Source organism: Brucella sp. MAB-22 (assembly GCF_025908475.1).
GTDB lineage: Bacteria > Pseudomonadota > Alphaproteobacteria > Rhizobiales > Rhizobiaceae > Brucella > Brucella anthropi.
Genome location: NZ_CP109782.1, coordinates 2,295,156 through 2,315,056 on the forward strand (window position 1 = coordinate 2,295,156; position 19,901 = coordinate 2,315,056).

The following is a 19,901-nucleotide window of genomic DNA, read 5'->3' on the forward strand; positions in this document are numbered from 1 at the left end:
TCCCTGCCAGAATGGACGCAGCACAATTGGCGGAAACCAGCCATCGGTCTTGGCTTGCTTGCGGTCGCCCTGATTTCAGGTTGCCAGTCGATCAATTCCAGCAAGGATCTTGGACTGCAGCCTTCCGACAATCCCGTGACGGTCGACAATGTGACGCGCAATGACCGGCTGGCGCAGCTCGGTGCGCAACAACATCCGCGCATTCTCGCGACCTATGGCGGCGAGTACAAGGACCAGAGGCTTGAACGTATGGTGGCCAAGATCGTCGGCAAGCTGACGACGGTTACCGACAAGCCGGACCAGACCTATCGCATCACCATTCTCGATAGTCCCAATATCAATGCCTTCGCATTGCCGGGCGGCTATCTCTACGTTACGCGCGGCCTGCTTGCACTCGCCAACGACTCTTCCGAAGTCGCCGCCGTGATTGCCCACGAAATGGGCCATGTCATCGCCAATCACGGCATTCTGCGCCAGGAGAAGGAAGCCGAAACGGCCATCGCCGGACGTGTCGCCAGCGAAGTGTTACACAATGAATCTGCCAGCCGCGAGGAAGCCCTGCGCGGCAAGCTTCGGCTTGCGCAGTTCTCGCGCAATCAGGAATTGCAGGCGGATGCCATCGGCATCAAGATGATCGGCGAAGCCGGTTACGATCCGTTCGCTTCGGCGCGTTTCCTGCAATCTATGGAAGCCTATCAGGGCTTTCGTTCGGTTTCGGGCGCGACCGATGCCAGCCTCGACTTTCTTGCAAGCCATCCGGCAACGCCGCAGCGCATCCAGCTTGCGCTTGGTCATGCACGCCGCATCGGCGCACCCGGCGTCGGCACAACCGATCGCGATTCCTTCCTCAACGGAATTGACGGCCTTCTCTACGGCGACTCGCCCAATGAAGGTTATGTCCGCGAACAGACCTTCATCCATCCAAAGCTCGGTGTCACTTTCCGCGCACCAGATGGCTTCACCATCGACAATTCGGCCAATGCGGTCATGGCAAGCGGCCCCGGCGAAGTTGCCATTCGTTTCGATGGCGCATCTCTTCCGGCGGGATCAAACCTTGCCGACTATATCCGCTCGGGCTGGGTAACCGGTCTCGACGACAGTTCGATCCAGACCACCACCATCAACGGGTTGCCCGCCGCGACTGCGCGCGCCAGCGCCGACCGGTGGCAGTTCGACATTGTGGTCATCGGTGCAAACAACAAGGTCTATCGCTTCCTGACAGCAGCACCGAAAGGCAGCAACGCCCTTCTGCCTGCTTCGCAGACGGTCACGCAATCCTTCCGCTTGCTGTCGCCTGCCGAACAGAACGCCATCAAGCCGCTGCGCATCCGCGTCGTGACGGTGAAGCCGGGCGACACGCTGGCCAGCCTGTCGGCACGCATGCAGGGCACCACCCGCAAACTGGAACTGTTCCGCCTTCTCAATGCCATGTCGGCAGGGGCGACGGTTTCGGTCGGTGACCGCGTGAAGCTGATCAGCGAGTAGGTCGTGATGACGGAAACATGCATCCACTCTGTCCTTGCCGGAAAAATCGCTCCTCTCGGACCGCGTAGCGTTCCAAGCGGCATCGACAAACAGCCAGTTACTGGCAAAGTCCGCGTGACTTTCGAGGGGCTGGACTGCGATGCGCAGGGCGACCGGAAAGTGCATGGTGGACCGGAAAAAGCGCTCCATCATTATCCGCACGATCATTATGCGGTCTGGCGCGAAGAAATCGGCGAAAACCCGCGTCTGAGCGCGCGTGGTGCTTTCGGCGAAAACATCTCCACATCGGGTCTGAACGAGCACAATGTCGCCGTAGGCGACAGGTTCCGGCTCGGCAGTGCACTTGTCGAGGTTTCACAGGGGCGCCAGCCCTGCTGGAAACTGAACGAACGCTTTGCAACCGCCGACATGGCCGTGCGCGTGCAGAAGACGGGGCGGACAGGCTGGTATTATCGTGTTCTGGAAGAAGGCAATGTTGAAGCTGGCGATTCGATGATCCTCGTCGACCGCCTTTCACCAAACTGGACACTGCATCGTGTCTGGCACCTGCTTTATGTCGACACACTGAACTATGACGAACTGTCCGTGATGGCGGAGCTTTCGCACCTCGCCGATAGCTGGAAACGCTATGCCGTGCGCCGCCTCCAAAATCGCAAGGTCGAGGACTGGTCGTCACGGCTTGAAGGCAAGGCCGCTGAACCACAAAAGTAAGGAGCCGTTCGGCCCCTCTACTTGTGTTGCGCTGATTGTAACAGCTTATGCCTGATAGGCAGCCAGTTCGTGCTGGCTCAACAGGGCAATCTTCAGCTTCTCCATCGCACGGCTTTCGATCTGTCGCACCCGCTCCTTGGAAATACCAAGCTTTTCACCCAGCGCTTCAAGCGTCACGCCGTCATCATCAAGGCGACGCTCGCGGATGATGTGCAGCTCGCGCTCATTCAGCGTATCGAGCGCTACATTGAGCCATTGATTGCGACGTTCCATATCGATGGAGCTTTCAGCGACCTCATCCTGCAACGGATGGTCGTCAACCAGAAAATCCATGCGACGCGCTGCACCCGATTCCTCGTTGTTTACTGGTGCCGACAAGGAGCTATCCGGCCCCGAAAGACGGCTGTCCATGATCTCGACATCGCTTGTCGAAACGCCCAGCTGATCGGAAATTTCGCGATACATCTCGGCCTTGGTCATATTGTCGTCGGACTGAGCCAGCTTTGAACGAAGCCGCCGCAGATTGAAGAACAGCGCCTTTTGCGCCGAACTTGTTCCGCCGCGCACGATGGACCAGTTACGCAGGATATAATCCTGCATAGACGCACGAATCCACCACGATGCATAGGTCGAGAAGCGCACTTCCCGTTCGGGGTCAAAACGGGCAGCAGCTTCAAGAAGGCCGACATAGCCTTCCTGGATGAGATCATTCATCGGCAGTTTGAACTTGCGGAAGCGCCCGGCCATGGAAATGACCAGTCGCATATGTGCGGATGTTATGCGGTGAAGTGCTTCCTGATCTTTCAGTTCCTTCCAGCGAATAGCGAGGGCTCGCTCCTCTTCGCGCTCCAGATAGGGAGCCGACATTGCGCTGCGGATCATGGATTGGGAAGAGGCTGCTGTCGCTGGGAGGCTACGCGCAACCATAGGCATGCGATTGGCTGGAACTGCGGAAGAACTGCTCATGGATGACTGCTTCATCTGGTTCTCCTGTTCTGAACTCACGCCCATCGGGCGTTCAGTGGAAGGATATGCCAGTCCCACAAAGACTCATTGGACGAACATGCGAATTCGCCCAAAACTCCCCGCCAGGCCCATTCTTTGGCCAACATGACTACGCCGCAAAACAAACCCGCTTACGAACTGGTGTCTGGAAGAACGCATCAGTTGCGATCAGGTTCCCACCATCCAAGGATAAATCTCTGACTATGCAGAAAGATGACTGGAAGGGTTAATGATTGACTGCGAAATTCAATAGAATTTTAACTAAGTGGCCCACTCAAAGAGCGGGCCACTTGTCAGATCTCATTTAGATCTGCGTCAACCCTCCGTCGACGACAAGGTCTGTTCCCGTCGAGAAGCTGCTTTCGTCCGATGCAAGGAAAAGGGCTGCAGATGCCAGCTCTTCCGGGCGTCCCAGACGTCCCAGCGGCACATAAGCGGCACTGTTCGTGCGATACGCCGCTGCTTCCTCCGGTGTTGTGACCTGCGACTCAATAATGGGAGTGTCTATCGGCCCAGGGCTTAGCGTGTTCACCCTTATCTTGTTTGCAAGTAGTTCCGCCGCCGCCGAACGCGCGAGAGATCGCACAGCCGCCTTTGTAGCATTATAGACGCTGTAGCCCGGCGTTCCCTTGCTTGTCATACATGTAGAAAGAAGAATGATCGAACCGCCGTCACGCATCACGGGAAGAGCTCCCTGGACGGTGAAGTATGTACCTTTCACATTGATATCGAACATCTTGTCGAAGTGATCTTCCGAAGCATCGCGGATCGAACTCAATTCCACAACGCCGGCATTGGCGACAAGAATATCGAGACCACCCTCCTCGTTCTGGACTGTTTCAAATAGCCGATCCAAGCTACCCAGATCGGATATGTCGGCCTGAATTGCCGTAGCACCTCGTCCCAGCTTATTTACGGCGGCTTCAAGTTCCGCCTTGCGACGACCAGCAATATAGACAGTCGCGCCTTCCTTGATAAAGCGCTGTGCGATGGCAAATCCAATACCGCTGGAACCACCTGTGACAACGGCGACTTTGGAAACGAGCTTACCCATGAAATCCTCGCTTGGGTTCGTTGAACGACAGGGAGCCGCAGGTCCATGCGCGATATTGCGCATACCCTGCCTGACAGCTAGATATGACGAACCCGTGGAGGTTTAAACTGAAGATAAACGCACAACCCTCGTGAGAAAACGCACCATGGATCACTGGAATGAGGTTCGCATGTTTCTCGCGGTCGCTCAGGGCGGCACGGTTCGCGCTGCAGCAGATGCGTTGGACGTCAATCATGCCACGATCATACGTGGTATCAGTCGGCTGGAAGAAACACTGGAAACAAAACTGTTCGACAGGCTGGCATCCGGATACCGGCTTACGGATGCGGGAAGCGACATTGTTGAACTCGCAGGACAGATGGCGACAGCCTCATCCCAGATCGAGGCTCGGATTTTTGGGCGCGATCAGCGTGTCTCCGGGCCTCTGAGGTTCACGCTCCCGATTTCAATGGCGACTGACCTGCTGATGCCATCCCTCGCAGATTTCAAGGCCGCCTATCCAGACATTGGGCTGGAAATCGTGGGCTCGACGTCAATGATTAATCTCGTCAACCGCGAAGCTGATGTCGCTTTGCGTGTGGTCGTTGGCGGGAAGACGCCACCCGACAATTTATACGGAACAAGACTCTGCCAATTCCATATGGCATTCTACATTCATCGAAATCTGATGACACAACCGTCACCAGCTTCCGCAACCTGGTTGCTGGGACCAAACGAAAATGCCCCATCAGATTGGGAGTCAGCGACCGGGATTAAAATGGCTGCCAATCCGGTCCGCTTTGCGGAGATAGGATCACAGTTTCAAGCAACGCGGGCTGGGATGGGCATCTCGTTTCTCCCATGCTTTCTTGGCGATAGCGAACCGAAACTCATCCGCGTACCCGGAACTGCCAGTTCCTGTGTAGGCGATATCTGGCTACTGACCCATAGCGATACCCGACAAACAAGGCGCGTCCGCCTGCTATGCGATCACGTGCGAAGGGCAATACAGGGATTTGTGGGGCTATTGAATGGCCAAACAATATCTTAGCAGGTCAGACACCGACATCCCCAGACATACAAGGGCAAACAACTCATGAGCGCTGATCCAACAGATCGAGCAAGTCGGCCAGCCGCTCGACGCGATGCATTTTGAAGCAATCTGCTTTCCATCACACGGAGAATGACGCAGGCGAACTCTTCTCAATGGAGAAAAAAAGCCCGGCTATAATGCCGGGCCTTTTTGAAAGAAAGAGAAGTAAAGCTGCTTATGCCGCTTCAACTTCATCGTCATCGAGGTCTGCTTCAGCGTCGGCTTTGCCGCGCTTCGGTCCCTTGGCGAGATTCGCTTCGATCAGACGAACAGCTTCGGTTTCCGAAAGCTTGTTCACGGCAGCGATTTCGCGCGCCATACGATCAAGGGCAGCTTCATAGAGCTGGCGTTCCGAATAAGACTGTTCCGGCTGGTTCTCAGCGCGGAAAAGATCGCGAACGACTTCCGAGATCGAGATCAGATCGCCGGAATTGATCTTTGCATCATATTCCTGGGCGCGGCGCGACCACATGGTACGCTTCACACGTGCGCGGCCCTGTACGACCTTGAGTGCACGTTCAACATAGTCGGTCTCCGACAGCTTGCGCATACCGATGGAAGCGGCTTTGGCAACCGGCACCTTCAGGCGCATCTTGTCTTTTTCGAAATCGATTACGAAAAGCTCGAGCTTGTGGCCTGCCACTTCCTGCTCTTCGATAGTGACGATCTGACCAACGCCATGAGCCGGATACACGATGGCCTCACCGGCCTTGAAACCGCCACGCGCTACTGGAGACTTTTTCTGCTGGGATGACATACGCTTCATTACTCCCTGTTGTGCCCGGCGCGACCCGCCGGTTGACACATGATGTTCGACCGCGCTCCGGAGAAATGAAGCACGGAAGTTGTTTGTCGGCTTGGAACTGAAAACGTATCTGACGGCAAATCTAGCCGACCGGGTGTACGGTGAGGGGGACGACGCCAAATCGCAATCATCTTCCCCGGTGCCATCAGCCCGGTACTAAAGATCAGCCCTTTCAGAGATTAACGCATAGCGCCACGAATTGACGTCCAGTCACCGAAATTATTGGAGCAACCTAACACAATTTCGCGAAAGAATCAACAAATTGCCAAATATGTCGTATCTGGCAATGCAACACGCCTAAAATATGAGCGTTTTCCCGTGATTTCATTCGTCTTTTGCCGATGCATTGCAGAAAAAGCAAGTGATAAATCCTGCATTCCTGTAATGTCGGACAACCTGGCAGTCTTGCCAGGCTGAACGTACACGTTCCTGGAGCGCAAAGTCTTCCGGAACGAAGACATACTTATACAATACCGTCCAGCTCGCAACAGCCTGCAAGCAGTACCTGCAATGCTGGCTGGGTATTAGTCACCGCTACCAGGCTCGACGGAGAAATACTTCTCCAGTTTGCCAGCCACACCGTCCATTTCCTTGGCCTCCGGCAGGGCATCTTTCTTCGCGGTAATATTGGGCCATTTTGCCGCATATTCCGTATTCAATTCCAACCACTTGTCGAGGCCCGGCTCGGTGTCGGGGCTGATCGCCTCGGCAGGGCATTCCGGTTCACATACGCCACAGTCGATGCACTCGTCGGGATTGATGACGAGCATGTTTTCGCCTTCGTAGAAGCAATCGACCGGACAGACCTCGACGCAGTCCGTATATTTGCAGCGAATGCAATTATCGGTCACGACATACGTCATCGTCGAACTCCTGTTGCCGCCCGAATTCCAGAACAGGCGGCTTATCTATCCTACAGCTTTGCGCCGATACTCCGGCAAGCCGACAATCGGCTCGGGGCTTTGGAATATCTCGCCACGAAGTCACTGTGCACGGAAATGGTTGCTAGTGGATTGAATTTGACGTTTGATACCCGTCCGACATCAATCTCATTTCAAACGTCAAATTCGAAAAATCCACTAGATCCATGGGTTTATTAGTGGTCTTTTAGCTTCCGACATTTGCTCAACGTCTGTATCAGGGGAACGCAAATGTCGGAATCAGACCACTAGCCTCAGCCCATGCCCTTTTATGACAATGCGTGAGGTAACGATTTTATCCTGCCGTGACAAGGGTACAAACGCCGCAACGTCACGAAGTAACGCACATCTGAAACAGCATTTCGTTTGACGGCTTTTGCTTGGAAAACGCTTTCGCCAGAACGGTTTGATGCGCAATTTCCATCACCGCCGCAACGAGCCTGCGGCAACGCGTCCGTGTCAGCTTCCGCGTAAACGATCCGTTTCGCGACGTTCTTTCTTGGTCGGGCGCCCGGCTCCGCTTTCGCGCTGCGGCGCTACGGCCTCCGGCGATATCGTAGAAGTGGATGCAGGTGGAGGCGTAAGATCTTCATAAAGCAGTTGGGCTTCGGGCGCCGGACCACGACGCTCCCCCGGAGCGAGTATCTTGTAAACGAGGATGCGTCGGTCGAGGGTAATGGTCAGCACATCGCCAACCTTCACCTGATGAGCCGCCTGCTCGATCTTGTCACGGTTGACCCGGACCTTGCCGCCGACGGCGAGTTTCGCCGCCAGCGATCTTGATTTGACCACGCGCGCGAAGAACAGCCACTTGTCGATTCGCTGTCTTGCGCCCGCATCTACAGTCATTTTACTTCTTCATCTGTTCTTTCAGAGCCAGAAGCTTGGCGAAAGGCGAATCGGGATCGATACGTGCAGGACGTTCCTGCTCGACGCGCTTGCCGCCCTGATGGCCGTGATCGCGCTTCGGCTGACGCTGATTGCCACCACGAAAGTCACCCTTGGAGCCTTCGCGCTTGCCTTCGCCGTCATGACGCTTTTGCTTGTCGAAGCGCTTGCCACCGCGATCATTACGCGCCTGCTGGTCTGCACCACCTTCAGACTTGCGTGCTTCACCGCCCTGATCACGGTTCTGATGACCGCGATTCTGGTTGCCGCGATTTTGACGCTGACGGTTCTGGTCCTGATTACGGTTGCGGCCTTCGAAACGACCCTGACGCCACAGAAGAACAGGCTTTGGCTCTTCAGCCGCCGCTTCTGCGGTTTCACCTGCCGGTGCGGCTTCTGCAGCCACCGGAGCTTCTTCCGCTTTGGCTTCAGTTTCCGTTTCAGCGACAACAACCGGTGCAGGCACAGGTTCAGCCGCTGGCACGGCAGGTTTCTCAGCCGCTGCGACCGGCGAAGCGCCAATTTCCTTGACTGCAGCTTCAGCCGCAAAAGCATCCAGTTCGGCGAGCTTCGCCGTGACCGCAGCGGCTTCCATGGCCTCGTGACGATAGCCAAGGCTCTTCAGGATTTCTTCCATGTCGTCGGTTGTCGCACCGAGAATCGACATCATGGCAGGCGTGACGATGAAACGTCCGCCGTCATAAGCGCCATCCGGACGCGCACCGGAACCCGGACGCCAGGCAAGCGCCGGGCGAATGAGATCGGCAAGACGTTCCAGAATATCGATGCGCACAGCGCGACGGCCCAGCACACGATAGCCTGCCAGACGGTAGAACATCGGATCGAAAGCCGGATCGACGACGACCGAAGTGCGACCAGCGGCCAGCACGTTCACGACATCGCCATAACCGGCACGTTCGCGGCCATCGTTCTTCAGCGCCCAGAGCAGCGTGATGAGGCCAGCCGGAGCGGGCTTCAGCAGCATGGGCATGAAGACGTGATAGGCACCGAAACGCACGCCGAGACGACGGAGCGCCGCACGCGAATCCTGATCGAGTCCGCGCACTTCCTCTGCCACATCGCGGCGCGGGAGAATGCCGAGATTCTCGACGATCTGGAATGCAAGACCGCGGGTCATGCCGGTCAGGGCATCAGCGGCAGCCAGGTCGGTGAGCGGCTTCAGAACGGTTTCGATATGATGAGCGACGAACCGTTCGATACGCGCGGCGACCTTGTCGCGTGCTGCTCCGGTAAGCTGTTCGTCGGCCAGGATCACCGCGCGCGGCTTCAGCAGGTCATCACCCGCAACCAGCGTTGCGACCGTTGCACCAACCCAGCGCATAACGCCGTCCGAGCCCAGCGCGAAATCGCCATTCGGCGCGGCAGCAAAGCGCTCCGCGCGACGTTCGAACTCGGCGGCCAGCGCCTTTTGTGCAGCCGACTTCACCGCCTTGGCGTCCGGCCCCTCGGCCTGAACGTCAGCGGTAAAACGGAATCCTTCCAGTTGCCCGACATTGTGGCCTTCGACAATCACGTCTCCGGCCGGGCTGATTTCTGCTTCAAGCATGGCATTCTCTCTCAGGCGCCTCATAAGCACGCTTGTCCTGCGGTCTACAAAGCGTTTCGTCAACCTTTCATGCAGCGCGTCGGACAATCTGTCCTCAATTTCGCGCGTCTTTTCCTGCCAGTGTGTCGGATCGGCAAGCCATCCCGGCCTGTGCGACACAAAAGTCCAGGTTCGAATTTGCGCCACACGATGCGACAGGGTGTCAATTTCCCCCTCTGTGCTATCGGCGCGGCGCACCTGTTCGCTCATATAATCTTCATCGACGCTCCCTCGGCGGACAAGATCCTGGTAGATGGTTGCAATGATATCGGCATGCTGCGCCGGCGCGATCTTGCGATAATCGGGCAGCGCGCAGGCGTCCCACAAAAGCTCGATGCGTGCCGGTGTCTTGGCGAGCCGCACAATCTCTTCGTCTTTCGACAAATTTACAAGCGCTTGTTGATCAACGGCAGGCAAAGCCTTGGCCAATCCTTCAATCGGTGCGGGCGTTTCCAGAGAATACCGCAGAGAATCGAGCGATGAAAAGTCGAAACGCGCCGTGCGCCACTGCAGAACTTTCACCGGATCGAAATTATGCGCTTCCACCCGTTCGACCAGTTCTTCGTCGAATGGATGCACCTGCCCGGTCACACCGAATGTGCCGTCACGCAGATGACGTCCAGCGCGCCCGGCTATCTGCCCAACTTCGGCAGGCGTCAGATCGCGGAACTGATAACCGTCGAATTTGCGGTTCTGCGCAAAGGCGACATGGTCAACATCCAGATTGAGCCCCATGCCGATGGCATCGGTCGCCACCAGAAAATCGACGTCACCCGACTGGTAAAGCTCTACCTGCGCATTGCGCGTGCGCGGACTGAGCGCGCCCATGACCACCGCAGCACCACCGCGCTGGCGGCGGATCAGTTCAGCAATCGCATAAACCTCGTCGGCAGAAAAGGCGACAATGGCGGAACGGTTCGGCAGGCGGGTAATCTTCTTGGCCCCAGCATAGGCCAGATGCGACAGGCGCGGACGCGTTACCACATTGATGCCGCGCAAGAGCTTTTCCAGAATGCCGCGCATCGTCCCAGCGCCAAGCAGGAGCGTCTCCTGCCGTCCCCGCAAATGCAGGATGCGGTCGGTGAATATATGCCCGCGTTCCAGATCACCGGCGAGCTGCACTTCATCGATAGCCACAAAAGCCACATCAGTGCGGCGCGGCATGGCCTCGACCGTGCAGACGGAATAGCGCGCGCCGGGCGGCACGATCTTTTCCTCACCCGTGACCAGCGCGACATTGGCCGCCCCGACCCGTTCCACCACGCGGTTATAGACCTCGCGCGCCAGAAGGCGCAGCGGCAGGCCGATCATCCCGCTTCCATGCGACAGCATACGTTCGATGGCGAGATGCGTTTTGCCGGTATTGGTCGGCCCAAGCACCGCAGTCACATCGCGGCCACTCAAGGTCAGCGGCAAATCATGGGCAGGGAGTTGGTTCATGCCAATAATCGGATTCCCGGTACAAGCGCCCGTCACGGGCTGGATGCTGGTTCTTGCGATAGCACTATACGACCTGCACCGAAAGCGCTCCTGTTAAGTTTCAGTATGGACGAGTTGCCAACCTTTCGGCTACCGATCTGCAGCCGGTCAATAACTTGTCGATTAACGATTGGAACGACTCTGGAACGAATCGGCGACGAATCGCTGACTCAGAGAGCTTCGCCTTTTGTTCACGGCAACATATAGTAAGCCTAACACAAAACCCCACAACATAATGAATCGGATGTTCCGCTTTTCCTCGTTCTCCCGACGCGGAACAACACCGCCGTTAACTTTTGGCAAAACCTGTCAACAGGCTGTTCCGATTACAATGCAATTCTTCAGAAAATCTTAATGATTACTGATAGTTCGTTAATGCCGAAGCGGATGGAAACTCGATTTTCGTTAACCTTCAGGCCAAAGCCGGAACGAATCGGCGACGAATCGCTGATCTGCAACGTTTCTCCGTTTGTTCTCACCACATCTGGTAGTCCGTGATCGCAATGCGCCATAGAAAACCAGTATTAAACAGACTTTGAGCACCGTCTCATCGGTTTCGCGTTAACTTTCTGACAAGGCCACCATACCGACGCCAGCGATTTCAAACGTCTCATTGCGGAAACAAAAAGGCGGACGGAGCCAAATCTCCGTCCGCCTCTGTTCCAGTGAAGGAGAAGGTCAGTCGCGCTCGACGCACAAGGCAACGCCCATGCCGCCGCCGATGCAAAGTGTCGCCAGACCGCGCTTGGCATCGCGGCGCTGCATTTCGTAAAGCAGCGTCGTCAGAACGCGTGCGCCTGATGCGCCGATCGGATGACCGATCGCGATTGCTCCGCCATTGACGTTGACGATATGGGGGTTGAGACCAAGATCACGCACAACAGCACAGGACTGTGCTGCAAAGGCTTCGTTGGCTTCGACCAGATCGAGATCGCCGACGCTCCAGCCTGCCTTTTCCAGCGCCTTCTTCGTCGCCGGAATCGGGCCTGTTCCCATGATCGAAGGATCGACGCCAGCCGTTGCCCAGGAAACGATGCGCGCAAGCGGCTTCACACCACGCTTGGTGGCTTCATCCGCATCCATCAGCACGACAGCCGCAGCACCATCGTTAATCCCGGATGCGTTGCCTGCAGTAACCGTCCCCTCCTTGTCGAAAGCGGGCTTCAACTTGGTCAATGCCTCAATCGTCGTGCCGGGACGGATATATTCATCCGCCGAAATGACGATATCGCCCTTGCGACCCTTTACAGTGAACGGAACAATTTCATCCTCGAACCTGCCCGCATTCTGTGCCGCCTCTGCCTTCTGCTGGGAAGCAAGTGCGAACTCGTCCTGATCGGCGCGGGTCAACTGCCACTGATTGGCAATATTCTCGGCAGTGATCCCCATATGATAGCCATGAAAGGCATCAATCAGGCCGTCCTTCAGCATGGTATCGACCATCTTGAAGTCGCCCATCTTCACGCCGGACCGTAAATGCGCGCAATGCGGCGCCATGGACATGGATTCCTGACCGCCTGCCACGATGATCTTGGCATCGCCGGAAAGAATCTGCTGCATGCCGAGCGCAACCGCTCGCAAACCGGAACCGCATAGCTGGTTGATCGAGAAGGCTGTCGTCTCTTTCGGGCAACCGGCATCCATCGCCGCCTGCCGCGCAGGGTTCTGGCCCTCGCCTGCCGTCAACACCTGTCCGAGAATAACCTCGTCCACATCCGTCGCCGCCACACCGGCGCGTTCCAGCGCTCCTTTGATAACCGTCGCGCCCAATTCATGTGCGGGGATATTGGCAAACGCACCGTTGAAAGCGCCCACTGCGGTACGCGCCGCGCTGGCAATGACGATGGCTTTCTGGTCGGACATTCTTTCCTCCTTGAAATGTTGCGCAACACAAAGACCAAAATTCCGGCCTTGGCAAGCTTTGCCGTGTGCCCGCAACCGTCTTCATGAAAATCGATAAAGTGTTTTTCCCATGACGAGCAGCATTGGAGTGTGCATTGCCGGTCATGATCGCTAAATTGCATTTAGCTATAAATAGGAGATATTCATGACTTCACTGACGCTCGAACAAGCCAATGGGATTATTGCTGGTGCCTTTGCCAAGGCAGCCGAGCTGAAACTGAAGCCGCTGGCTGTCTCCGTCTTTGACGCAGGCGGAAGCCTGAAAGCGTTTCAGCGGCAGGACGGAACTTCGATCCTTCGTTTCGAGATCGCCTCGGGCAAGGCTTTCGGTGCACTCGCCGTCGGAACGGGCTCGCGCTGGCTGCACAATCAGGCCAAGGACCGTCCACACTTCCTGGAAGGTTTGTCGGGCGTGTCCGGCGGCAAGGTCGTGCCGGTGCCGGGCGGCGTTCTGATCAAGGATGCAGGCGGCGAAATCCTCGGTGCCGTAGGCATTTCCGGTGATACATCAGACAATGACGAAATTGCAGCCATTGCCGGTATCGAAGGCGTAGGCTTTGCATCAGACGCAGGCTGATTTTCAGCAAAAGCTCGCGATCAAGGCCGCTTTATGCGGCCTTTTTCATGCAGCTTGCAGAGAAGACCGCACAAAAGAAAACGCCGCTTCCGGAAACCGGAAACGGCGTTTTTGAAAACCATCTTTCGGCTGCAATGCAGCGTCAGATTTATTCCTTAGCTTCGAGGACCTGACGGCCGCGATACATACCGCTCTTCAGATCGATATGATGCGGACGACGAAGTTCGCCCGAGTTCTTGTCCTCGACATAGGTCGGGGCCTTGAGAGCGTCAGCCGAACGGCGCATGCCACGCTTCGACGGAGACGTTTTTCGTTTTGGTACTGCCATGGATCCAGCTCCACTGATCGGTCAATAAACGTCCGGCACGGCCCCGAAGAGCCTGTCACATCGGACAAAATTCCGGAAAGTCACGTGCCTATACACGCTCTAACGGCATTTGACCAGCGGGAGTCTTATCTTTTTTTCGTATCATGCATTTATTGCACGCAAACCACATAGGGACCTGACCGTGCGGCGCGTCCGGCGACGATCCGGGCAATGCGCTGCATGTTGCGCGTCGGCTTGGCGGGGTTGCGCAAGGCCGGGTTTGGCAGCGTGACGGCAAGCAGTGCGGATTGCTGCGCATTGAGTTTTGCTGCCGGGCGCTTGAAATGATGCTGGGCTGCGGCCTCGATTCCGTAAATGCCCGGTCCCCACTCGGCGATATTGAGATAGATTTCCATAATGCGCTTTTTGGACAGAATACCGTCAGCAGCCAGCGCCAGCGGAAATTCGAGCCCCTTGCGGACATAGGAGCGCCCATTCCACAGGAAGAGGTTCTTCACGGTCTGCATCGTAATCGTGGAAGCGCCGCGGCTCGGACCGCCATCGCCCGTATCGTCCAGAACCAGCCCCAGCTGATGCCAGTCCACCCCGCCATGGCTGCAGAACTGGCCGTCCTCGGCCATCATTACCGAATTGACGAGAACCGGCGCGATATCGTCGATACTGACCCATCTCCGGTCCACGCCCTGAAACAGAACATAGTCCTTGACCATCAGGGTCGAGATCGGGCGGACAAAGGGTACGGAATAGACGAAAAGCAGGAAAATCGGCAACACGGCCAGAATCACCAGAATCTTGAGCGCGAGAGCAATCCGGGCACCCCAAACAGGATCCGCCAGATAATTGCGTCCATCTTTGCTCTTGATGATGATTTTTGCCACTGCCACCGCCTGCTACCTTCCCCCAAGCGACATAAACCATTCCTTAATAAGTTTGAACCGGATTCCATAATCCAACCGGGGAAACAAGTCGAAACACGCCGTTTCGTGACGTTCAAATGAAAAAGCCTGTGCTGATCGTTGTGGCCAGTTGACCAAATCAGCGCTTTCGTCCATCCCCTTTGACATGGAAAAGCTGTCGACCGATTTCACCGCCATTCTCAACCATCGTGCCATGGAAGTAGAAATGGCACTGACGGGCCTTCTGGACCAGCGCCTCAAGACGGGAGAAATCGCCCGCCCGGAACGGCTGCTCGCCGCCATGCGGCATGGTGTCCTGAACGGTGGCAAGCGCCTCCGGCCTTTTCTCGTTGTCGAAAGTGCCGCTTTGTTCGGCAAAGGTAGCGACGCCGTTCTGCGTGTTGCAGCCGCGCTCGAATGCATTCACTGCTATTCGCTTGTCCATGACGATCTGCCAGCCATGGATGACGATGACCTGCGGCGCGGCCAGCCGACCGTGCACAAGGCATTTGATGAAGCTGCCGCCATTCTGGCCGGAGACGGTCTTCTGACCTATGCTTTCGACATCATCTCGTCGGATGAAACCGACCTCGATGCAGCAATTCGCCTGCAACTGGTTTCAGCGCTCGCCCGCGCATCCGGTCTCGGTGGCATGGTGGGCGGACAGGCTCTCGATCTGATGGCCGAAACCAGCAAGCCTGACGAAGCCGGCATCATCACGTTGCAGGCAATGAAGACTGGCGCATTGATCCGTTTTGCCTGCGAGGCCGGAGCCATCATCGCCAATGCATCCAGCGAAGACCGCGAGCGCATGGCCGAATTCGGCTCCGCTATTGGCCTTGCCTTCCAGCTGGCGGACGATCTTCTGGACGTGACCGCCGACGCCGAGGCGATGGGCAAGGCCACTGGTAAAGATGCCGCCGCCGGAAAGGCCACGCTGGTTTCACTCCACGGCATCGACTGGACCCGCAAGCAACTGTCCGGACTGGTTGCCCAGGCGGAAAGCTTGCTGGCACCCTTTGGCAAGGATGCGGATATTCTGAAGCAGGCCGCCCGCTTCATCGCCGAACGGCAGAGCTAAAGCATGTCTCCCGCAAGCGGGAACCGATTTTGCTCAGGATAATGCGTAAAAACAACGATTTAAAGATCGTCTTCACGTACCTTGACGATAACCACATCGTCAGCGGAAAGCATGCGCCCGTCCTGAGAACGCACATCAAGCGCGGCCACGTCCTCGCCTGAAACGCTGTCGACAAGACGCGAATGAGTTTCACCCGGCGCAAAGAGATGCTTTTCTCCCCATTGCCTGAGCGACACGATGACAGGCAGCAGATCGCGCCCTTTTGCCGTCAGGCGATACTCCTGATGCGCGCCACCATTAGGGTCTGGCACGGATTCCATGATTCCCTCTCCCGTCAGCTTGCGCAGACGTTCCGAGAGAATATTGCGGGCGATTCCGAGATTCTTCTGAAAGGCGCTGAAACGTGTCACGCCGTCGAAGGCTTCACGGACGATCAGCAGCGACCACCAGTCGCCGATCACATCAAGCGCGCGCGCACTCGGGCAATAATCGCCTTTCATGCTTTTCTTTCGAACCATGTTAACTCCACAGATTGCAATCTGGTTGCAATATAAAACCTTTTTCGCTACAAGCAAAATGGTTTCATTTTAAAACCGTTTTGCAGGAGTCCGTCATGCAACCTTCAACCGGCGCGGCAGCAACGCTGTCCGCGAACCCTGATGCACGCCCTTTGCTTTCCTCGACTACCCTTTTTCTGTTTGCGGCTGCAAGCGGACTGGCGGTAGCCAATGTCTACTTTGCTCACCCGCTGCTCGATGTGATGGCCGATGACCTTGGCCTCAAACGCTCAACAGCAGGTCTCATCGTCGCCGCCAGCCAGCTCGGTTATGCAATTGGCCTGATTTTTCTCGTCCCGCTTGGCGACCTCTTCAACCGGCGAAAGCTGATCATCACGCATTTCCTTCTGTCGGTCCTGTCCCTGATCGCAATCGGCTTTGCGGCCAATGCCACCGTGCTTCTGGTCGCCATGGCCACTATGGGCCTGCTCGCCGTCGTCACACAGGCACTTGTCGCCTATGCGGCCAGCCTCGCAGCACCGGCGCGACGCGGCCATGTGGTTGGCATCGTAACCAGCGGCATCGTGCTCGGCATATTGCTGGCGCGCGCGATAGCTGGCGCCCTCACCGACATTGGCGGCTGGCGCAGCGTCTACTTCGTTTCCTCTATTATCACGCTTTTGATCGCGCTCCTGCTGTGGCGCAGCCTGCCCGACCAGAAGCGGCAGCCGACCAGCGTTAGCTATCCGGCACTCATTCTGTCGCTTGTGACGCTGTTTCGCTCCGAGCCGGTACTACGCATTCGCGCCATCATCGCCATGCTGATCTTCGCCAATATTACCACTTTGCTCGCGCCACTGGTCATGCCGCTCAGCGCACCACCCTTCGAACTGAGCCATGCAGAGATCGGTCTGTTCGGACTGGCAGGTGCTGCAGGAGCGCTTGCCGCGTCGCGTGCTGGCGGTGTTGCCGACCGCGGCTATGCGCAGCGGATGACAGGCATCGCTTTGCTGCTGATGTTCATGTCATGGGGTCTGATAGCCCTGCTGGAACATTCACTGCTCTGGCTGATCGCAGGTGTGCTGATTATCGACTTCGGCCTTCAGGCTGTCCACGTCACCAATCAGGCGATGATCTACCGTGTACGCCCGGACGCGCAGAACAGGCTCACCGCCGCCTATATGGTTTTCTATTCCATCGGCAGCGCAAGCGGTTCGGCGGTTTCAACCTGGGTCTATGCTTATGCAGGCTGGAATGGCGTTTGCCTGCTTGGCGCAGGCATCAGCCTTGTCACGCTCATCTTCTGGGCAGCAACATTAAAGGCTACACCAGAGACCGCTACGCGCGCAGTTACCTGTACCGCTTAGTTCTGGCCAGCAGCGATTTTCTGATCGAGTCCGAAGCGGTTCTCGATGTAATCGGCAACCATTTTTTGGAAGTCCTCGGCAATAGCAGGACCGCGCAACGTCGTGACTTTCTTGCCATCGACAAAGACCGGTGCGGACGGCGTTTCGCCCGTGCCGGGAAGCGAGATGCCGATATCAGCGTGCTTCGATTCGCCCGGCCCGTTGACAATGCAGCCCATCACGGCAACCGACAGCGCTTCTACGCCGGGATATTTCTCGCGCCAGACCGGCATGTTGCGGCGGATATCGTCCTGAATAGTCTGCGCCAGTTCCTGGAACACGGTCGATGTCGTACGGCCGCAACCGGGGCACGCCGCAACAATCGGAATAAATTGCCGGAAGCCCATGGTCTGCAGAAGCTCCTGCGAAACCTGCACTTCGCGGGTGCGGTCGCCGCCGGGTTCAGGGGTAAGCGAAATACGGATTGTGTCGCCGATGCCCTGCTGCAATAGAATGCCCATGGCCGCCGACGAGGCGACAATGCCCTTGGTGCCCATGCCTGCTTCGGTGAGGCCGAGATGCAGCGCATGATTGGAACGCTGCGCCAGCATCGTATAGACGGCGATCAGGTCCTGCACCTGACTGACCTTGGCCGACAGAATGATCTTGTCGCGGCCAAGTCCGATCTCTTCGGCAAGATTGGCGGAAATCAGAGCCGACTGCACAATGGCTTCGCGCATGACTTCCTGTGCGCTCAATGGCGCGCCAGCGTCCTGATTGCGATCCATCAGCGTGGTCAAGAGTTCCTGATCGAGTGATCCCCAGTTCACACCAATACGCACCGGCTTGTCGTAACGGATCGCCATTTCGACGATATCAGCGAACTGCTTGTCCTTCTTGTCCTTGAAGCCGACATTGCCCGGATTGATACGATATTTTGCAAGCGCTTCCGCACAGGCCGGATGATCGGCCAGCAGCTTGTGACCAATATAATGGAAGTCGCCAACCAGCGGCACATCATGGCCAAGACGTTCCAGCCGTTCGCGAATTTTCGGAACGGCGGCCGCCGATTCATCACGATCCACCGTAATGCGCACGATTTCCGAACCGGCACGGTGAAGTGCAGCCACCTGCGCGACCGTGGAGTCCACATCCGCTGTGTCCGTGTTGGTCATTGACTGCACGACGACGGGCGCACTGCCGCCGACGATAACGCCACCGACACTGACGCCAACCGACTGGCGACGAGGAAATGGATGCGAAAAATAGCTGACGGCCTCGGAAGACATTTTGCTCTGTTCTTAACTGTACCTGTTCTCAGGTGGCGCAGCGCGACGCGAATGTCAACGCCCGCCTATATTGAGGCCCGCATATATTCGGCTCTCGCTTTATATAATCGCTTGCCGTTGCCTTGTCGCCCTCTCATTATGTCGCCGGGAACAAGGAGGAAATCACGCATGAATGCTGTATCTGCCCGCAAGACCGCAATCGTCACCGGATCGAATTCCGGGATCGGCCTCGGTATAGCCCATGCGCTGGCGGCGGCAGGACACAACGTCGTGATCAACTCTTTCACCGACCGTGAGGAGGATCATACCCTCGCACGCAAGCTCGGCGAAGAACATAGCGTCAGCGTGGTCTATATTGCGGCCGACATGTCGAAGGCCGACCAATGCCGCGCACTGATCGCAGAAACGGTAAAGCAGTTCAGCAGTGTGGACATTCTCGTCAACAACGCCGGTATCCAGCATGTATCTCCCGTCGAGGAGTTTCCGGCCGAACAATGGGACCGCATCATCGCGATAAACCTGACATCGGCCTTTCACACCTCGGCTGCCGCGATCCCGCATATGCGCAAGACTGGCTGGGGCCGCATTATCAATATCGCTTCAGCCCACGGCCTCGTGGCATCGCCGTTCAAGTCGGCTTATGTTGCCGCCAAGCATGGCATTGTCGGCTTTACCAAAACACTGGCGCTGGAACTTGCGACCGCAAAGATCACGGCCAATTCCATCTGTCCCGGCTATGTGCTGACGCCGCTTGTCGAAGCGCAGATACCGGACCAGATGAAGGCCTACCACATGGACCGCGAAACCGTGATCCGCGAAGTGATGCTGGACAAGCAGCCGACGAAGGAATTCGTCACCACCGCACAAATCGGCGCCCTTGCCGCTTTCCTCGCAAGCGATGCGGCAGCGCAGATCAATGGCGCTGCCATTCCTGTCGATGGCGGCTGGACAGCAGAATAG

General features: G+C 56.9%; 18 protein-coding genes. 7 read left to right on the top strand and 11 right to left on the bottom strand.

Annotated elements, in window-relative coordinates; all coding sequences use genetic code 11:
* The first annotated feature begins 3 nt into the window (after nucleotides 1–3).
* Together cdlP and OHI65_RS20655 are read left to right on the top strand one after the other, a co-directional pair.
* A complete protein-coding gene (gene cdlP / locus OHI65_RS20650) occupies nucleotides 4–1,485 on the top strand; it encodes a cell division protease CdlP (RefSeq protein ID WP_029376279.1) in 1,482 nt (493 codons plus the stop codon).
* Nucleotides 1,486–1,491: 6 nt separating this feature from the next.
* Nucleotides 1,492–2,196 carry an MOSC domain-containing protein gene (locus OHI65_RS20655; protein WP_125300892.1) on the top strand — a complete coding sequence of 235 codons (705 nt, stop codon included), beginning with the start codon at nucleotides 1,492–1,494 and terminating at the stop codon, nucleotides 2,194–2,196.
* Between the two features lie 45 nt (nucleotides 2,197–2,241).
* Here the strand turns inward: OHI65_RS20655 and OHI65_RS20660 are convergent, their stop codons facing one another.
* The gene (locus tag OHI65_RS20660; protein ID WP_010661436.1) at nucleotides 2,242–3,177 is read right to left on the bottom strand and encodes an RNA polymerase factor sigma-32; all 936 of its coding nucleotides are present in this window, start codon (nucleotides 3,175–3,177) and stop codon (nucleotides 2,242–2,244) included.
* 328 nt (nucleotides 3,178–3,505) lie between these two features.
* Nucleotides 3,506–4,255, bottom strand: a complete 750-nt coding sequence (locus tag OHI65_RS20665; protein WP_010661437.1) for an SDR family NAD(P)-dependent oxidoreductase — start codon at nucleotides 4,253–4,255, stop codon at nucleotides 3,506–3,508.
* A gap of 169 nt (nucleotides 4,256–4,424) precedes the next feature.
* On the opposite strand from OHI65_RS20665, the gene OHI65_RS20670 reads away from it, so the two are divergent.
* Nucleotides 4,425–5,285 carry a LysR family transcriptional regulator gene (locus OHI65_RS20670; RefSeq protein ID WP_231771243.1) on the top strand — a complete coding sequence of 287 codons (861 nt, stop codon included), beginning with the start codon at nucleotides 4,425–4,427 and terminating at the stop codon, nucleotides 5,283–5,285.
* Between the two features lie 217 nt (nucleotides 5,286–5,502).
* Here the strand turns inward: OHI65_RS20670 and OHI65_RS20675 are convergent, their stop codons facing one another.
* The 5 genes from OHI65_RS20675 to OHI65_RS20695 all read right to left on the bottom strand — a co-directional run bounded on the left by OHI65_RS20675 (nucleotide 5,503) and on the right by OHI65_RS20695 (nucleotide 12,888).
* Nucleotides 5,503–6,084 (bottom strand): CarD family transcriptional regulator, encoded by a 582-nt coding sequence (locus tag OHI65_RS20675; RefSeq protein WP_006471273.1) that lies wholly within the window; start codon nucleotides 6,082–6,084, stop codon nucleotides 5,503–5,505.
* A 572-nt stretch (nucleotides 6,085–6,656) separates the two neighbouring features.
* Nucleotides 6,657–6,995 carry a ferredoxin FdxA gene (gene fdxA / locus OHI65_RS20680; RefSeq protein WP_125300891.1) on the bottom strand — a complete coding sequence of 113 codons (339 nt, stop codon included), beginning with the start codon at nucleotides 6,993–6,995 and terminating at the stop codon, nucleotides 6,657–6,659.
* A gap of 516 nt (nucleotides 6,996–7,511) precedes the next feature.
* On the bottom strand, nucleotides 7,512–7,901 hold the full coding sequence (locus OHI65_RS20685; protein ID WP_012091281.1) for an RNA-binding S4 domain-containing protein: 390 nt from the start codon (nucleotides 7,899–7,901) through the stop codon (nucleotides 7,512–7,514).
* A gap of 1 nt (nucleotide 7,902) precedes the next feature.
* The gene (locus OHI65_RS20690; RefSeq protein WP_264358783.1) at nucleotides 7,903–10,986 is read right to left on the bottom strand and encodes a helicase-related protein; all 3,084 of its coding nucleotides are present in this window, start codon (nucleotides 10,984–10,986) and stop codon (nucleotides 7,903–7,905) included.
* Nucleotides 10,987–11,703: 717 nt separating this feature from the next.
* Complete coding sequence (locus OHI65_RS20695; RefSeq protein ID WP_094514208.1) at nucleotides 11,704–12,888, bottom strand: acetyl-CoA C-acetyltransferase; 1,185 nt, start codon at nucleotides 12,886–12,888, stop codon at nucleotides 11,704–11,706.
* A gap of 184 nt (nucleotides 12,889–13,072) precedes the next feature.
* Here OHI65_RS20695 and OHI65_RS20700 point away from each other — a divergent pair, with 184 nt between their 5' ends.
* Nucleotides 13,073–13,504 carry a GlcG/HbpS family heme-binding protein gene (locus OHI65_RS20700; protein WP_125300889.1) on the top strand — a complete coding sequence of 144 codons (432 nt, stop codon included), beginning with the start codon at nucleotides 13,073–13,075 and terminating at the stop codon, nucleotides 13,502–13,504.
* A 148-nt stretch (nucleotides 13,505–13,652) separates the two neighbouring features.
* Here OHI65_RS20700 and rpmF read toward each other — a convergent pair whose 3' ends face one another.
* Together rpmF and mtgA are read right to left on the bottom strand one after the other, a co-directional pair.
* Complete coding sequence (gene rpmF / locus OHI65_RS20705) at nucleotides 13,653–13,832, bottom strand: 50S ribosomal protein L32 (protein ID WP_006467787.1); 180 nt, start codon at nucleotides 13,830–13,832, stop codon at nucleotides 13,653–13,655.
* Nucleotides 13,833–13,981: 149 nt separating this feature from the next.
* Nucleotides 13,982–14,710, bottom strand: a complete 729-nt coding sequence (gene mtgA, locus OHI65_RS20710) for a monofunctional biosynthetic peptidoglycan transglycosylase (protein WP_185757996.1) — start codon at nucleotides 14,708–14,710, stop codon at nucleotides 13,982–13,984.
* Nucleotides 14,711–14,894: 184 nt separating this feature from the next.
* Between mtgA and OHI65_RS20715 the strand changes: the two genes are divergently transcribed.
* A complete protein-coding gene (locus OHI65_RS20715; protein ID WP_012091277.1) occupies nucleotides 14,895–15,809 on the top strand; it encodes a polyprenyl synthetase family protein in 915 nt (304 codons plus the stop codon).
* Nucleotides 15,810–15,868: 59 nt separating this feature from the next.
* Here OHI65_RS20715 and OHI65_RS20720 read toward each other — a convergent pair whose 3' ends face one another.
* Nucleotides 15,869–16,327, bottom strand: coding sequence for a winged helix-turn-helix transcriptional regulator (locus tag OHI65_RS20720; RefSeq protein WP_036587731.1), 459 nt, complete (start codon nucleotides 16,325–16,327; stop codon nucleotides 15,869–15,871).
* A 95-nt stretch (nucleotides 16,328–16,422) separates the two neighbouring features.
* On the opposite strand from OHI65_RS20720, the gene OHI65_RS20725 reads away from it, so the two are divergent.
* Nucleotides 16,423–17,673, top strand: a complete 1,251-nt coding sequence (locus tag OHI65_RS20725) for an MFS transporter (RefSeq protein WP_125300887.1) — start codon at nucleotides 16,423–16,425, stop codon at nucleotides 17,671–17,673.
* On the opposite strand, the gene ispG is transcribed toward OHI65_RS20725, so the two are convergent.
* Nucleotides 17,670–18,941: a flavodoxin-dependent (E)-4-hydroxy-3-methylbut-2-enyl-diphosphate synthase gene (gene ispG, locus OHI65_RS20730; protein ID WP_010661447.1), complete on the bottom strand. Its 1,272-nt coding sequence runs from the start codon at nucleotides 18,939–18,941 to the stop codon at nucleotides 17,670–17,672. The genes OHI65_RS20725 and ispG overlap by 4 nt on opposite strands.
* Nucleotides 18,942–19,109: 168 nt before the next feature.
* Here ispG and OHI65_RS20735 point away from each other — a divergent pair, with 168 nt between their 5' ends.
* Nucleotides 19,110–19,901, top strand: coding sequence for a 3-hydroxybutyrate dehydrogenase (locus tag OHI65_RS20735; protein WP_125300886.1), 792 nt, complete (start codon nucleotides 19,110–19,112; stop codon nucleotides 19,899–19,901).

Coding starts and splice junctions, on each gene's coding strand:
- OHI65_RS20655 (WP_125300892.1), top strand. CDS start 1,492: ATGACGGAAACATGCATCCACTCTGTCCTTGCCGGAAAAATCGCTCCT.
- OHI65_RS20660 (WP_010661436.1), bottom strand. CDS start 3,177: ATGAAGCAGTCATCCATGAGCAGTTCTTCCGCAGTTCCAGCCAATCGC.
- OHI65_RS20665 (WP_010661437.1), bottom strand. CDS start 4,255: ATGGGTAAGCTCGTTTCCAAAGTCGCCGTTGTCACAGGTGGTTCCAGC.
- OHI65_RS20670 (WP_231771243.1), top strand. CDS start 4,425: ATGTTTCTCGCGGTCGCTCAGGGCGGCACGGTTCGCGCTGCAGCAGAT.
- OHI65_RS20675 (WP_006471273.1), bottom strand. CDS start 6,084: ATGTCATCCCAGCAGAAAAAGTCTCCAGTAGCGCGTGGCGGTTTCAAG.
- fdxA (WP_125300891.1), bottom strand. CDS start 6,995: ATGACGTATGTCGTGACCGATAATTGCATTCGCTGCAAATATACGGAC.
- OHI65_RS20685 (WP_012091281.1), bottom strand. CDS start 7,901: ATGACTGTAGATGCGGGCGCAAGACAGCGAATCGACAAGTGGCTGTTC.
- OHI65_RS20690 (WP_264358783.1), bottom strand. CDS start 10,986: ATGAACCAACTCCCTGCCCATGATTTGCCGCTGACCTTGAGTGGCCGC.
- OHI65_RS20695 (WP_094514208.1), bottom strand. CDS start 12,888: ATGTCCGACCAGAAAGCCATCGTCATTGCCAGCGCGGCGCGTACCGCA.
- OHI65_RS20700 (WP_125300889.1), top strand. CDS start 13,073: ATGACTTCACTGACGCTCGAACAAGCCAATGGGATTATTGCTGGTGCC.
- rpmF (WP_006467787.1), bottom strand. CDS start 13,832: ATGGCAGTACCAAAACGAAAAACGTCTCCGTCGAAGCGTGGCATGCGC.
- OHI65_RS20715 (WP_012091277.1), top strand. CDS start 14,895: ATGGAAAAGCTGTCGACCGATTTCACCGCCATTCTCAACCATCGTGCC.
- OHI65_RS20720 (WP_036587731.1), bottom strand. CDS start 16,327: ATGGTTCGAAAGAAAAGCATGAAAGGCGATTATTGCCCGAGTGCGCGC.
- OHI65_RS20725 (WP_125300887.1), top strand. CDS start 16,423: ATGCAACCTTCAACCGGCGCGGCAGCAACGCTGTCCGCGAACCCTGAT.
- ispG (WP_010661447.1), bottom strand. CDS start 18,941: ATGTCTTCCGAGGCCGTCAGCTATTTTTCGCATCCATTTCCTCGTCGC.
- OHI65_RS20735 (WP_125300886.1), top strand. CDS start 19,110: ATGAATGCTGTATCTGCCCGCAAGACCGCAATCGTCACCGGATCGAAT.